The organism is Fulvimarina manganoxydans (genome assembly GCF_900176465.1).
GTDB classification, from domain to species: Bacteria; Pseudomonadota; Alphaproteobacteria; order Rhizobiales; family Rhizobiaceae; genus Fulvimarina; species Fulvimarina manganoxydans.
This window is the reverse complement of the sequence record NZ_FWXR01000001.1, coordinates 529,775-542,465: the sequence shown is the minus strand read 5'-3', so window position 1 is coordinate 542,465 and position 12,691 is coordinate 529,775. Positions and strand designations below refer to the sequence as shown.

14 protein-coding genes are annotated in these 12,691 nt (G+C 62.9%); 3 read left to right on the top strand and 11 right to left on the bottom strand.

What is annotated here, in order from left to right; all coding sequences use genetic code 11:
* Positions 1-84 precede the first annotated feature (84 nt).
* A complete protein-coding gene (locus B9A15_RS02445; RefSeq protein ID WP_084408353.1) occupies positions 85-663 on the top strand; it encodes a peroxidase-related enzyme in 579 nt (192 codons plus the stop codon).
* Between the two features lie 114 nt (positions 664-777).
* On the opposite strand, the gene rpmE is transcribed toward B9A15_RS02445, so the two are convergent.
* Positions 778-999 (bottom strand): 50S ribosomal protein L31, encoded by a 222-nt coding sequence (gene rpmE / locus B9A15_RS02440; protein ID WP_084408352.1) that lies wholly within the window; start codon positions 997-999, stop codon positions 778-780.
* A gap of 232 nt (positions 1,000-1,231) precedes the next feature.
* Here rpmE and B9A15_RS02435 point away from each other — a divergent pair, with 232 nt between their 5' ends.
* The gene (locus B9A15_RS02435; RefSeq protein ID WP_084408351.1) at positions 1,232-3,037 is read left to right on the top strand and encodes an ABC transporter transmembrane domain-containing protein; all 1,806 of its coding nucleotides are present in this window, start codon (positions 1,232-1,234) and stop codon (positions 3,035-3,037) included.
* A 26-nt stretch (positions 3,038-3,063) separates the two neighbouring features.
* Here B9A15_RS02435 and B9A15_RS02430 read toward each other — a convergent pair whose 3' ends face one another.
* Both B9A15_RS02430 and B9A15_RS02425 read right to left on the bottom strand, forming a co-directional pair.
* A complete protein-coding gene (locus tag B9A15_RS02430; RefSeq protein WP_084408350.1) occupies positions 3,064-3,396 on the bottom strand; it encodes a c-type cytochrome in 333 nt (110 codons plus the stop codon).
* 97 nt (positions 3,397-3,493) lie between these two features.
* Complete coding sequence (locus tag B9A15_RS02425; RefSeq protein WP_084408349.1) at positions 3,494-4,759, bottom strand: PQQ-dependent sugar dehydrogenase; 1,266 nt, start codon at positions 4,757-4,759, stop codon at positions 3,494-3,496.
* A gap of 344 nt (positions 4,760-5,103) precedes the next feature.
* Here B9A15_RS02425 and B9A15_RS02420 point away from each other — a divergent pair, with 344 nt between their 5' ends.
* Positions 5,104-5,517, top strand: coding sequence for a DUF7282 domain-containing protein (locus B9A15_RS02420; RefSeq protein ID WP_084408348.1), 414 nt, complete (start codon positions 5,104-5,106; stop codon positions 5,515-5,517).
* Between the two features lie 72 nt (positions 5,518-5,589).
* Here the strand turns inward: B9A15_RS02420 and B9A15_RS02415 are convergent, their stop codons facing one another.
* From B9A15_RS02415 to B9A15_RS02380, 8 genes are all read right to left on the bottom strand, one after another.
* A complete protein-coding gene (locus B9A15_RS02415; RefSeq protein ID WP_084408347.1) occupies positions 5,590-5,979 on the bottom strand; it encodes a VOC family protein in 390 nt (129 codons plus the stop codon).
* Positions 5,980-6,033: 54 nt separating this feature from the next.
* On the bottom strand, positions 6,034-6,780 hold the full coding sequence (locus B9A15_RS02410) for a helix-turn-helix transcriptional regulator (protein WP_244556757.1): 747 nt from the start codon (positions 6,778-6,780) through the stop codon (positions 6,034-6,036).
* Between the two features lie 27 nt (positions 6,781-6,807).
* A complete protein-coding gene (locus B9A15_RS02405) occupies positions 6,808-7,836 on the bottom strand; it encodes a peptidoglycan -binding protein (protein WP_084408346.1) in 1,029 nt (342 codons plus the stop codon).
* Between the two features lie 3 nt (positions 7,837-7,839).
* Positions 7,840-8,889: a MotA/TolQ/ExbB proton channel family protein gene (locus B9A15_RS02400; RefSeq protein WP_084408345.1), complete on the bottom strand. Its 1,050-nt coding sequence runs from the start codon at positions 8,887-8,889 to the stop codon at positions 7,840-7,842.
* A 226-nt stretch (positions 8,890-9,115) separates the two neighbouring features.
* Positions 9,116-9,940 (bottom strand): inositol monophosphatase family protein, encoded by an 825-nt coding sequence (locus B9A15_RS02395; RefSeq protein ID WP_084408344.1) that lies wholly within the window; start codon positions 9,938-9,940, stop codon positions 9,116-9,118.
* Between the two features lie 220 nt (positions 9,941-10,160).
* On the bottom strand, positions 10,161-10,724 hold the full coding sequence (efp, locus tag B9A15_RS02390) for an elongation factor P (protein WP_084408343.1): 564 nt from the start codon (positions 10,722-10,724) through the stop codon (positions 10,161-10,163).
* A 267-nt stretch (positions 10,725-10,991) separates the two neighbouring features.
* On the bottom strand, positions 10,992-12,026 hold the full coding sequence (locus tag B9A15_RS02385) for a tetratricopeptide repeat protein (RefSeq protein WP_084408342.1): 1,035 nt from the start codon (positions 12,024-12,026) through the stop codon (positions 10,992-10,994).
* On the bottom strand, positions 12,026-12,682 hold the full coding sequence (locus B9A15_RS02380; RefSeq protein ID WP_084408341.1) for a thiamine phosphate synthase: 657 nt from the start codon (positions 12,680-12,682) through the stop codon (positions 12,026-12,028). Before B9A15_RS02380 ends, B9A15_RS02385 begins: the two co-directional genes overlap by 1 nt.
* Positions 12,683-12,691: the final 9 nt, after the last annotated feature.

The window sequence follows — 12,691 nt, the reverse complement described above, 5'->3', positions numbered from 1 at the left end:
CTCCTGCGCGTCCGCGTCAATGGCTCTTGCCTTCCGGCCCGTCCTCGTCCGAAACGAGGCGATGGTTTTATGGGAGGAAGACCGATGAGCGACGATGCGGCCAAACCGATCAGCCGATTCGACGTGCCGAAGATCGATGATCTGCCGGAGGATATCCGCGAACGCATTCGGAGCGTTCAGGAGAAAAGCGGCTTCGTGCCAAATGTCTTTCTCGTCCTCGCCCATCGGCCGGACGAGTTCCGCGCCTTCATGGCCTATCACGACGCGCTGATGGACAAGCCGGGCGGCCTCACCAAGGCCGAGCGCGAAATGATCGTGGTCGCCACGAGCAACGCCAATCAGTGCCAATATTGCGTCATCGCCCATGGCGCGATCCTGCGCATTCGCGCCAAGGATCCGCTGATCGCCGATCAAGTCGCAATCAATTATCGCAAAGCCGATATCACCGAGAAGCAGCGGGCCATGCTGGACTTCGCCATGAAGGTCGCTTTCGAGGCTTACGCGATCGGTGACGAGGATTACCGGACTCTCGAGAGCCATGGCTGGGGTTTGGAAGACGCCTGGGACATGGCGGCGATCGCGAGTTTTTTTGCTCTGTCGAACCGGATGGCGAATGCGACGGCGATGCGCCCCAATGCGGAATTCCATTCACTCGGGCGGTGAGGCCAGGCCCCCTATCCGAACTCTCAATGCCAACGAGAAAAACCCGGCCTCGCTAAGACGCGAGCCGGGCCTTCAGTCTCATGCAACCGATCGCTCGGCCCGCAGAGTGCCGAATTAGATGCCGAGGCCTTCGTAGCGCTTCTTGAAGCGCGAGACACGGCCGCCGCGATCCATGAGCTGCTGATTGCCGCCGGTCCAGGCCGGATGGCTCGTCGGATCGATGTCGAGATTGAGCTTGTCGCCCTCGGAGCCCCAGGTCGAACGAGTCTGGTACTCGGTGCCGTTGGTCATCACTACGGTGATGGTGTGGTATTTGGGATGGATGTCTTTCTTCATCGGTCCTGTCCTTCGCTATGCCAGGCGTCCCGCAAAGGCAGACGCTGCAGCAGAAGCTGCCGGCACGTCTCGATGTCGCGGGGACAAGAAAGCTTGAAAGCTTTCAAATTCAGGGGCGAGCCTATACACAAGCGACGCATTCGGCACAAGGCCCAAGGGCCGACGCCGCCGGCATTGCATGACATGTCGACGACGGATCACAGTCAGACAGGCAGATAGTAGGAGACGCGGCATGGCGCGGAGGACAGCGGACGCCCAGGACGAGGCCAAACGCCGCCGAAATCTGCAGCCCCTCGCCCGCCTCATACCTTATCTCAAACGTCATAAGGGCATGGTCGTCGGGGCGGTGATCTTTCTCGCCCTCGCCGCTTTGACGACCTTGTCGCTCCCGCTCGCCGTTCGCCGCGTGATCGACAAGGGATTCGGCGCGGCCGATACCGGCTTCATCGACACCTATTTCGCCATGCTTCTCGTCCTTGCTGCGCTTCTCGCGATCGCAAGCGCGGGGCGCTATTTCTTCGTCATCAGTCTCGGCGAGCGCGTGGTGGCGGATCTGCGCAAAGACGTTTTCGCGCATGTGACGCGGCTTTCGCCGAGCTTTTACGACAAGTCACTTTCGGGCGAGATCGTCTCGCGCCTTGCGGCCGATACGACTCAGGTGAAATCCGCGGTCGGCGCGACGGCCTCCCTCTTCCTGCGCAACGCGATTCTGTTTCTCGGGGCACTGGCGATGATGGTCGCGACGAGCCCCGGCTTGTCGCTCATCGTCATCGCCGCGATCCCCTTCATCGTCTTGCCGCTCGTCGCCTTCGGGCGCGGAGTGCGGCGCCGCTCGCGCATTGCCCAGGACACGCTGGCGGAGGCAACCGCCTATGCCACCGAGGCGATCGGCGCGATGCGCACGGTTCAGGCTTTTACGAGCGAGCGAGCGATCTCGGGACGCTACGACAGGGCGGTCGATGCCGCCTTCGGCGCGGCACGCTCGTCGATCAAGGCGCGCGCTTTTCTGACCGCCTTCGCGATCTTCCTGATCTTCGCCTCCGTCGTCGCCGTCCTCTGGATCGGCGCCAGCCGGGTCGCCATCGGCACCCTGTCGCCCGGCACGCTCGGCCAATTCCTGCTATATGCCGTCTTCGCGGCGGGAGCGCTCGGGCAATTGTCGGAAGTCTGGGGCGAATTGGCGCTTGCCGCCGGCGCGGCCGAGCGTCTGTCGGAACTTCTTGCCGAGGAACCGTTGGTGATCAGCCCAGCAAAACCGATCGCCCTCCCCTCGCCGGCTCGCGGAACAGTCGCGTTCCAGAACGTGTCCTTCGCCTATCCGACCCGGCCCGATCTTCCGGCGATCCACGATCTCAGCTTCTCGATCGGGCAAGGCGAAACGGTCGCAATCGTCGGGCCGTCCGGCTCCGGCAAATCGACGATCTTCGCCCTTCTCGAGCGCTTCTACGATCCGATGAAAGGAACGATCCGCGTCGATGGCGTCAATCTCAAACAGGCCGACCCTGCTGATCTGCGCCGGCGTCTCGCCCTCGTGCCCCAGGACACCGTGGTCTTCGCGGCTTCCGCTCTCGAGAATATCGCCTTCGGGGAGGCCGGCGCCAGCGAAGATGCCGTGAGACAGGCGGCAAAATCGGCGCTGGCTAGCGAGTTCATCGAGAGGCTCGAACACGGCTATCAAACGATCCTCGGCGAGCGCGGCGTCACGCTTTCCGGCGGCCAACGCCAACGGATCGCGATCGCGCGAGCGATCTTACGCGACGCCCCCATCCTGCTGCTCGACGAGGCGACATCGGCGCTCGACGCCGAGAGCGAGGTTCTCGTTCAGAAGGCGCTCGACGAATTGATGGTCGGACGAACCACCCTCGTCATCGCCCATCGCCTCGCCACGGTGCTCAAAGCCGACCGCATCCTGGTGCTCGATGGCGGCCGCATCGTCGAGGAAGGCACCCATCAGAGCCTGATCGCTCAGGGCGGCCTGTATGCGCGCTTGGCAAGACTGCAATTCGAGGCCGGCCGCATCAGCGAAGCAGCGGAGTAGGTCCGCATCCGACTGCGGCAATTGTCCTACTGCGGCATTGTCGCGGTCACCTCGATCGCCGAATACCAGGCGACGAGGTCAGCGATATCCTCGTCCGAGAGCCCTTGCGCGATGATCGACATCTGCTGGTGTTGGCGCCGGCCGGAGCGAAAGGCTTCGAGTTGGTCTTTCAAGTAATAGCGGCTGTCACCTGCGATATTGGGCGCATCCGGCGCCGTGGCGATCCCGTCGAGCCCATGGCAGGTCGCGCATTGGGCCGCCTTTTCGCGACCTGCCGATAGATCTGCGGCGGCAGTCGCGCTTGTCAGAGCGCAAGCGAAGAAGAAACCCGCAAGTGCGGCGCGCGGCGAGACGATCATGGGGGATGGACCTTCAAAGAAGTGTGCCGCGGGCGGGCGATTGATTGAGACCGAGTGCCGGCCGCAATCAGCTTGCGGCCGGTCTGATGCGGTGGTCCTATTTCTCGTAGGAGATGCGATAGACCGCGCCGGCGAGATCGTCGGAGACGAGAAGCGAGCCGTCCTTCATCACTTCGACATCGACCGGACGGCCGATATATTCGCCGCTCTCGGTCAGCCAGCCGGATGCAAAAACTTCCGCTTCGCCAGCTGTCCCGTCCTCATTCACCGGCGTGAACATCACCCGAGCGCCGACCGGCTCAGTGCGATTCCAGGAGCCGTGCTGGGCGGAGAAGATGCCGCCTCGGTATTTTTGGGGAAAGCTGGTGCCAGAGTAGAAGTCCATGCCGAGATCGGCCGCATGGGCGGTGAACTCGACCTGCGGCATCACGGCATCCGCAGCCGGCTCTTCATCTTTGTATTCGGCTGTGCGAACCGAGCCGCCGCCATACCAAGGAAACCCGAAATTCTGGCCAGACCCAGTCGCGCGATTGAGCTCGCCGGGTGGGATGTCGTCGCCCATGCCGTCGACCTGATTATCGGTAAACCACAGATCGCCATTGGCGGGATTGAATTGCATGCCGACCGAATTGCGGATCCCTCGCGCAAAGACTTCGCGGCCCGTTCCATCGCGATTCATGCGAACGATGCCGCCGATCCCCTCCTGATTGTAGAGGTCCATCTTCTCCTGAGGCGGCACATTGAAGGGCTGGCCAAGCGCGATATAGAGCTTGTCGTCCGGCCCGATGCGACAGACGCGCGCCGTGTGGTTGAACGATTCCTCCGAGGCCGGAACCAGCTCGCCCTTGGGCACGACGACACCCACCGCCACGTCGGGGCTTTCATAGAAGAATTCGGCCGCCGGCATGACCAGGACCCGGTTCTGTTCGGCGATGTAGAGGAACCCGTCCTTGGAGAAGCAGACGCCGTTGGGGATCGCGAATTCGATCGACGGCGCGAACTCTTTGACCTCATCCGCGACGCGGTTCTTATCTCGGTCCGTCACGACCCAGACATTCTGCTTTCGTGTGCCGACAAAGGTCGCAACCCCTTGTGGACCGACTGCGATGTGTCGGGCATCGGGAACGACGGCGTAAAGATCGATCTTGAACCCGTCGGGCAGCTCGATGCTTTGGAGGTTCTTGCGCAGCTGATCGGCATAATCGCCCGTCTGCTCGATCGTGCGGAAGTCCATGGACGTCCCGGTCGCCTGGAACGCCTGAAGCTTCTCCATGTTGTCGCCGAGCTGTTGCTGCTGCGCAGTTGCGGCCGAAGCCAGTCCCAGGGCAAGCGTCGCCACCGAGGCCAGAAGCCAAGTCTTCATGCGATTGTCCTCCCTTGCCGCGTCGAAACGCGCGGCTTTTTGCTTCGAACGGTCCTCCCCGTTCGTCAGCTATGCTGCTCGCAAGGCTCGTTTTCGTCAATTGCCGTTTAGTCAGAAGAACAGATTGATCACGGGCGCATAACGTGGACGTGAGTAAAGATACTGCGTCGATCACGTCACGGCGAGGCACGAAGCCGTCTGTCTCGGGTGACGTACCTTCCTCCGAAATCCGTCATACCGCCGATCAATGGCAGGCGGAATTCGATCGTGAACCCAAGGCGGTTTTTGGCGACATGAAGAGCGCCAAGCCGTCCGAGCTTCAAGAGCCTTGAGAGGAACACTTCATGACGAGAACGACGATCGCCCTCTTCCTGACCGCCGGCCTCGCCGTGCCGGCTTTCGCCCAAAGCGACATGACCCCCTCGGTCACCGCATCCGACCAGAGCGTTTCGGGCGGCTCCGTCACCGCCGAGCAGGTGGTCGCGCCCGAAAAGGGTTGGCTGGTGATCCACCGCACCGATTCCGAGATGAAACCGGGTCCCGTCGTCGGCCATGCGCCGCTTGAAGCCGGGACGAATGAGAACGTCTCCGCGACCCTCGACGAGGACGTCGCAAGCGGCGACATGCTGATGCTGATGGTCCATTCCGAGGCTGGCGGCAACGAGGAAGGCGTCTTCGAATATACGCTTGGCGCGAAGGAAGACGGTCCGATCCGCGTCGATGGGAACCTCGTGACCCAGACGATCACAGCCCAGTAAGAACTTGAATGGATTGATCGAGCGGCGCGGATGACCCGCGCCGCTCGTTTTGTGTCAGTGGGATGGCAACGATCAGCGTGGATCGTCTGCCGTGTCGAAGATCCGAATACGATTGCCGTCTTCGAAGGCGGCGGTGAAGGTGTAGCCGAAATCCATTGCGGTCGGGGCCTGGAGGGGTATGAGCCCGATTTCCTTGGCCTTGTCGAAAGCTGCGTCCACCGCTGCCGGGCCGCCTTCGATGGCGAGTGCGAACTCGGCAGAACCGGGACGCTCCGCCACTAGAGGAAGGACGTCGCCGATCCGCCAGAGGCCGAGCTTGCCGCCCGCCACGATGAAGAGCGCGAAGGTCGCCTCGTTGTGGACCGGCTCGACGCCGAGGAAAGTGGCGATCTTCGCTGCCGAGGCAGGGACATCGTCCACATAGAGAAGCGTATAAGGGGCACCTGCGATCTTGAGAGTCATGACATTCCGTCCCGTTGGTCGTTGATGACGAAACAGGACTAACGCGAGCCAGTGTCAGCTTCTGTCAGGAGCGTTGGCGGGGGTCGACGGAAAAGGCGACGGTCCCTTTTCGCCTTTCGCCTCCTCCTGATCACGATAAATCTTCCAATCCGCGAGAAGAATTCTGTGCCGCCGGCCGATGCCCCGACCGGCCGGCTCGATCGCGGCGATACGGTCGAGGCGAAAATAGCGGAAACCCGCGCGCAGTTCGCACCACGCCGCCAACACCTCGACCTGGTCGAAAAAGCCGACAAGCACGGGCCAGACGACCCGCCGGCTGGGAGCGCCATTCTTGTCACGGTAGTCGATGGCGAGCGCCGCTTCGTCCCGAATGCCGCGTCGGATCGTCTCGAGCACGGGGCCTGTTTCGCCAGCGGGCGAGCCGACGAGAAGCTGAACGTCGTCGATCGATCGCCCCTTGGGAAGAACCGCCTCGATCTTCGCGAGAGCGCTCTCCGCATCCCGTCCGAGCGTCTTGGGCAAACGCCTTGCGACGAGCCGCAGGCCAAGAACCATGGCGTCGATCTCGTCGATATCGAAATTCAGCGGCGGAAGCGTGAGGCCAGGACGAAGCACGTAGCCGAGCCCCGCCTCCCCTTCAACGGGCACGCCCTGCCCCTGCAGCGTTGCGATATCGCGGTAAAGGGTGCGCAGGCTGATGCCGAGGTCTCCGGCCAGGTCGACGCCCCGCACGGGGCGACGATGGCGGCGCAGCGCCTCGATCAAATCGAGAAGACGAGCCGCGCGCGACATCCCAGCCATGTCAGAAGCGAACTGTGAAAGACGCCGTCATCGCTCGGTCAGCTTGAACTCGATCCGGCGATTGCGCGAGCGTGCCTCCGGGCTGTCGCCCTCTTCCAGAGGCTGAAACTCGCCGAAACCGGCCGCGGCGAGATGTTCACCCGGCACGCCCTGATCGACGAGATAGCGAACGACGGCATCAGCACGCGCGGTCGAAAGCTCCCAATTGTCGACGAAGCGATTGCTCGAGACCGGCACATTGTCCGTGTGGCCGTCGACACGGATGATCCAATTGATGTCGGACGGAATCTCACGGGCGATCTCCTTGATCGCCGTAGCGATCTGGTCGAGTTCGTCCGTACCGGCGGCTTGAAGATCAGCAGAACCAGAGGAGAAGAGGACCTCCGACTGGAAGACGAAGCGATCGCCGACAATGCGGATATTGTCGCGACCCGCGAGGATTTCCCGCAGACGACCGAAGAAGTCGGAGCGATAGCGCGAGAGTTCCTGAACCCGCTGGGCGAGCGCCACGTTCAAGCGCCGGCCGAGATCGGCGATCTTGGTCTGGCTTTCCCGGTCGCGGGTTTCCGAGGCTTCAAGGGCTGCTTCCAACGCGGCGATCTGCTGGCGCAAGGCGGCGAGCTGCTGGTTGAGGAGTTCGATCTGGCTCTGGGCCCGCTGGGAGATCGAGCGTTCGTCCTCCAGATTTTCCTGAAGCGCGCTCAGCTGCTGGTTGGCCTCCGCCACCGAACCCGCGCCCGAGTTCAGCGCCGTCTGCAATTGGTCACGCTCATCCGTAATACCAGCCAAGGAGGCCCGCAGCGTCACGATCTGATCCTCGTAATCCTGGCCGGCCGAGCGTTCGAGCGCCAAAAGCTGGGTCAATTCAGCGATCTGGCTGTTCAACCGATCAAGCACGGCATCCTTGCCGGAAATTTCGCGGCTCAGAAGAAACTGCGCCAAGACGAAGACCGAGAGGAGGAACATGATCGCCAGAAGCAGCGTCGACAAAGCGTCGACGAAGCCGGGCCAGTAATCGACGCCACGCTCGGCGCGGCGATTGCGGGCGAGCGCCATGGATCAACTCCCCTGACCGGAGCTGTCGTCGGTCTTGGCCGCGAGCCGCTCCAGCACTTTGCGCAATTCGCGTTGTTCGCTCGCCTGGGATTCCACGAAGTCGCGCATGATCTGCTGTTCCCCGCGCATGTGCTGGACGAGGCCCTGAATGCTCTCGGCGAGATTGGCCATGGCAGCGCTGGTGCGCGGATTGGCCGATTGATCCTGCACCATGCGGTCGAGCCGTTCGGCGAGCTTCCTCAGTTCCTCGCTCCCCGATATCGCGGCTTGTTGACCCTGATGTGGCGGCAGAACCATGTCGGAGCCAACATCGGTCACCGAGGACAGCCAGTTTTCAAGCTCGGTGTAGAACCGGTTCTGGGCGCGCCCGATCTGCAGGTCGAGAAAACCAAGAACGAGCGAGCCCGACAGGCCGAAGAGCGAAGAGGAAAACGCGGTGCCCATGCCGGCGAGCGGCGCGGCGAGACCGGCCTTCAGCGCGTCGAGCACGCTCGCCGTATCGCCGCCCGTCGGATCGAGACCCTGAATGGTTGCGCCGATCGATCCGATCGTCCGCAAGAGGCCCCAGAAGGTGCCGAGAAGGCCCAGAAAGACGAGAAGCCCGATGAGATAGCGGGCAATGTCGCGCGTCTCGTCGAGCCGGGTGGCGATCGAATCGAGGATCGACCGCATGGAGGTCGTCGAAAGGGAGATCGTTCGCCGTCCGCCGATCATGGCGCGCATCGGCGCCAGGAGGACCGGGTCCTTCATGCGCTGAAAGCTCTCGTCGCCGTCGCGATAGGCATTCACCCAGCGCACTTCCCGCGACAAACGCCAGACCTGCAGGAGCGCCAGGACGATGCCCACGGTCAGGACGCCGACGATCAAGCCATTGAGGCCGGGATTGGTGGCGAAGGCCTGGGACACCTGCCTGCCGAGGATCGCCGCGACGAAGCCCGCCAGCGCGAGAAAGACCAGCATGGACCAGAGAAAGACGAGCGGGCTCGACAGCCGCATCGCGTCATACTGGTCCGGTCTCGTCTTCGTGTCCGATCGCGAATTGAAGACCTTCATACTGCCCCGCTGCTTTCACCGTCGTCGCCGGCGTCCGTCCCGACGTCTTCGGCCATGCGTCATTCGAATGCCCGATCCTGCGCAGCAACAATAGGGGGTAGCCGCATGGTTGGAAACACGCGGGCGATCCACAAAAATGCAAGTGTTAATTTACCGTTAATCGCCCCGCACAGCGTCCTGCGCGATGGAGCGGCGGATGCAGGTCGGATTCAACGGCACTCAGAGCTCAAGACGCCGGGCTGCGCGCGGCCTTGCGCTTGGCCGTGGCCTTGCCGAGTTCGGTGACCAGCGCCTTGTGCATGAACTCGTTGCCGCAGACGACGTCGCCGCGAATGTGATCGAAGGGCTCGCCCTCAATACCGGTCAGGAAACCGCCGGCCTCGCGAACGAGGATCGCGCCGGCCGCAACGTCCCAAGGCTGAAGCGCCCGCTCCCAGAAGCCGTCGAGACGCCCGGAGGCAACATAAGCCAGGTCCAGAGCGGCCGCGCCATAGCGGCGAATGCCCGCGCTCTCACCCATGATCTGGCGCAATTCATACAAGAAGCCGGGATGATCGCCCTTGCCAAGGAAGGGCACACCGGTGCCGAACAGAGCCTCGGGCATGCGCTGACGCGCGGCAACGCGAATGCGGCGATCATTCATGAAGGCGCCGCCGCCCTTTTCAGCGGTGAAGAGCTCGTCCATCGCCGGGTTGAAGATCACGCCCGCGACGATCTCCCCGTCCCGCTCCAAAGCGATCGATACCGCGAAAATGGGAAGCCCGTGCAGGAAATTCGTCGTTCCGTCGAGCGGGTCGACGATCCAGCGGTGCTGCGGGTCGCGTCCCTCGACAGCGCCGCGCTCCTCCATCAGGAAACCCCAGTCGGGGCGGGCCCGCGACAGCTCGCGATAAACCGTTTCCTCGGCACGGCGGTCAGCGGCCGACACGAAGTCTGCCGGCCCCTTCATGGAGACCTGCAGGTTCTGCACCTCTCCGAAATCGCGAGCCAGGATGCGTCCGGCCTTCATGGCCGCCGTGATCATCACATTGAGAAGAGCAGATTGTGCCATGTCGGTCTCGGTTCTGATGCCATGTTAAAGCATGATGCGGAAAAGCTGCGCGGCCTTTCCGATCTCACCATGCGCCGAAACAAGAACGTCGAGCGGAACGGCGATCTGACAAATCATCGCCTTCCGCTCAAAGCCTCGCGCTGCCGCCTCCCGTCCGGACAGCTCGTGATTTTGGCGCAGCCAAATACTGTCGGCCGCCGCCTTTCGAATGCAGTTCGTCTCAGTCGGCGCGGCGCAAATAGGTGATCTCGTTCGTATCGACGAGGATCTTCTCGCCCGACTCGATGAAGGGCGGCACCATCACGCGTACACCATTCTCCATCATCGCAGGCTTGTAGGACGACGCCGCCGTCTGGCCCTTCACCACCGGATCGGCCTCGACGATGGTCAGAACGACCTGATCGGGGAGCTGAATGCCGATCGGCCGTTCTTCATGGAGTTCGACGGTCACCGTCATCCCGTCTTGGAGGAAGGCCGCGCGATCGCCGACAAAATCCTTGGCGAGTTCGAGCTGCTCGAAGGTCTCGGTGTCCATGAACACCAGCATCTCCCCTTCGGCATAAAGGAACTGGAAATCCTTTTGCTCCAGGCGCACACGCTCCACAGTCTCGGAAGCACGGAAGCGCTCGTTGAGCTTGGTGCCGTCGATGAGGTTCTTCAATTCGACCTGAGCAAAAGCGCCGCCTTTGCCAGGCTTCACATGGGAGGTCTTCACCGCTGCCCACAGACCGCCATTGTGCTCGATGACGTTGCCGGGGCGGATTTCGTTGCCGTTGATCTTCATGGGTCTCTTCGTCGTCGCTCTAGCGGGCGCAACTCGCAAAGGAGGCGCCGTGGCCGATTGTCAGGAATTCGTACGCGAGCCCGATCAGGGGCACCGTCCCGTCACGCGGGGTGAAAGCGCGAGGAATGGTGCCGACCGATTGCAGCAGGCTCGTTCATAGGCCCGCTCAACACCATAATTATCGCGCCTGTTCAAGCCGGGACATCCGACCGACCATGGCTTTCACCGAGGATGCGGGCATCTTGAACGAGTCGAACCGCGCTGAAATCAGCTCGGCCGGAAGCGATTGGCCGCTTCCAGCGCCGCCTTCTGCTGGTCCGGGTCAAGTCCTCGGAAGAAGTCATCGAGAACCGGATCGCTGTTGCCGATGCGTTTGGCGATGATCGCCCATTTCGCGGCTTCCGCAACATCGGGCGTCGTCCCCAAGCCATCCTTGAACAGATGGGCGACCCGGTTGGCCGCGATGGCGTTGCCCTTGCGCGCGGCCCGCAGGAGGAAGCGGAAACCCTCGTCCATACGGGCCGGACCGCCGCGGCCATTGATCAGCCAGATGCCATATTCGATTTCAGCGATATCGAACCGCGCAAGTGCGGCCGACCGGAGCCATCTACGCGCCTCAACCTCATCCTTCTCGACGCCCTGGCCCACGGAATAGAGCTGGGCGAGCGCATATTGCGCATCGGCGATGCCGGCTTCGGCCGCCGATCGGAAATAGCTGACCGCTTCCTGAAAACCACTGGCGGGAGAGGCTTCCACGAGAAGCTGGGCATAGTTGAACTCGGCCATGGGCAGCCCAGCCTCGGCCGCCTTCTTCATCATCTCTCGCGCCTTCTCGGCGTCCCGCGTGACCGCGATACCTTCGAGCAGCATCAAAGCGTAGCGAAACTGGGCCTCGGGAAAGCCCGCTTCGGCAGCGCTCTTATACCAGCGGGCCGCCTCTTCCGGGTTCTGCGGAACCGCCAGGCCACGCTCATAGATTTCGCCAAGAAGCGTCTGAGCGGCGGGATCGCCAAGATTGGCAAGAGGCTTAGCGAGATCCAGAGCGGTCAGATAGTAGCCGCGCTGAAAGGCGGCATAGGCGACGTCACTTGGCGGCACATCGCGGGCCGCCGCTTCGGGCGCGCCCAACGCCCCATCGCCGGTGCGCAACTCAGGGATTGGAAGCGTCGGGCCGTCATCTCTTGCTTCGCCGGGCGTGGGTGCGGTCTGCGCCAAAGCTGGCAGACCGGCTAGATCGAAAGCCAGTCCGAAGGCGCAGACCGCAAGGACCAGCCGAGTCGGCGGGCGGACCAAGCCGATCATCACGCGTCCTCCACCGGAACCTCGAATTCGTCGAGAATGGCGTTGGCTCGGGCGATCTTTTCGGCCTCCTTGCCCGGTTCGGCAAAGATGGCCGCGCCAAGGGCGACGAACTCAGCGCCCGTCTGCGCGACGTCGGCGACGCTTTCCACGTCGCGCGCGCCAAGAGCGATGCAGGGAATTTCGACCATCGCCGACCACCATTCAGCCATGGACAAGGTCTTGGCATGGGGCACCTCGTCGGCGTCCTGGCCCAAGCGTCCGAAGAGGATGTAGTCTGGCATCGCCTCGCCAGCTTCGAGGGCATCGTGCCGGGTCTCGAAACCGGATGCGCCGACAATCAGCTTCGGCTGATAGGACGACGTCGCCTCGGCCAAGGCGGCCGCATCGCCTTGCGTCAGATGAACGCCATCGGCCTTCAGTCGCCCGGCGCAGCGCGTGTCGTCGATGACGATGGCAGCCGCGCCCGCCTCTTGTGCCAGAGCGACGAGGGGCTCGGCATAGGCCTGGAAGGCGGCGTTCTCCCGCCCCGCCGGGTCGATCAGCACGGATGCGACGTCGCCGCCGGAAAGCGCGCGGCGTAGCGCTTCCAACGCGCCATCGTCGGACAGCGGTGTCGTGATCAGCACAAGGCGTTGGCGGATCGTTTCATCACTCATGGCGAAACC

Excerpts from the sequence above, each read along its gene's own strand:
- B9A15_RS02445 (WP_084408353.1), top strand. The coding sequence starts at position 85 with ATGAGCGACGATGCGGCCAAACCGATCAGCCGATTCGACGTGCCGAAG.
- rpmE (WP_084408352.1), bottom strand. The coding sequence starts at position 999 with ATGAAGAAAGACATCCATCCCAAATACCACACCATCACCGTAGTGATG.
- B9A15_RS02435 (WP_084408351.1), top strand. The coding sequence starts at position 1,232 with ATGGCGCGGAGGACAGCGGACGCCCAGGACGAGGCCAAACGCCGCCGA.
- B9A15_RS02430 (WP_084408350.1), bottom strand. The coding sequence starts at position 3,396 with ATGATCGTCTCGCCGCGCGCCGCACTTGCGGGTTTCTTCTTCGCTTGC.
- B9A15_RS02425 (WP_084408349.1), bottom strand. The coding sequence starts at position 4,759 with ATGAAGACTTGGCTTCTGGCCTCGGTGGCGACGCTTGCCCTGGGACTG.
- B9A15_RS02420 (WP_084408348.1), top strand. The coding sequence starts at position 5,104 with ATGACGAGAACGACGATCGCCCTCTTCCTGACCGCCGGCCTCGCCGTG.
- B9A15_RS02415 (WP_084408347.1), bottom strand. The coding sequence starts at position 5,979 with ATGACTCTCAAGATCGCAGGTGCCCCTTATACGCTTCTCTATGTGGAC.
- B9A15_RS02410 (WP_244556757.1), bottom strand. The coding sequence starts at position 6,780 with ATGGCTGGGATGTCGCGCGCGGCTCGTCTTCTCGATTTGATCGAGGCG.
- B9A15_RS02405 (WP_084408346.1), bottom strand. The coding sequence starts at position 7,836 with ATGGCGCTCGCCCGCAATCGCCGCGCCGAGCGTGGCGTCGATTACTGG.
- B9A15_RS02400 (WP_084408345.1), bottom strand. The coding sequence starts at position 8,889 with ATGAAGGTCTTCAATTCGCGATCGGACACGAAGACGAGACCGGACCAG.
- B9A15_RS02395 (WP_084408344.1), bottom strand. The coding sequence starts at position 9,940 with ATGGCACAATCTGCTCTTCTCAATGTGATGATCACGGCGGCCATGAAG.
- efp (WP_084408343.1), bottom strand. The coding sequence starts at position 10,724 with ATGAAGATCAACGGCAACGAAATCCGCCCCGGCAACGTCATCGAGCAC.
- B9A15_RS02385 (WP_084408342.1), bottom strand. The coding sequence starts at position 12,026 with ATGATCGGCTTGGTCCGCCCGCCGACTCGGCTGGTCCTTGCGGTCTGC.
- B9A15_RS02380 (WP_084408341.1), bottom strand. The coding sequence starts at position 12,682 with ATGAGTGATGAAACGATCCGCCAACGCCTTGTGCTGATCACGACACCG.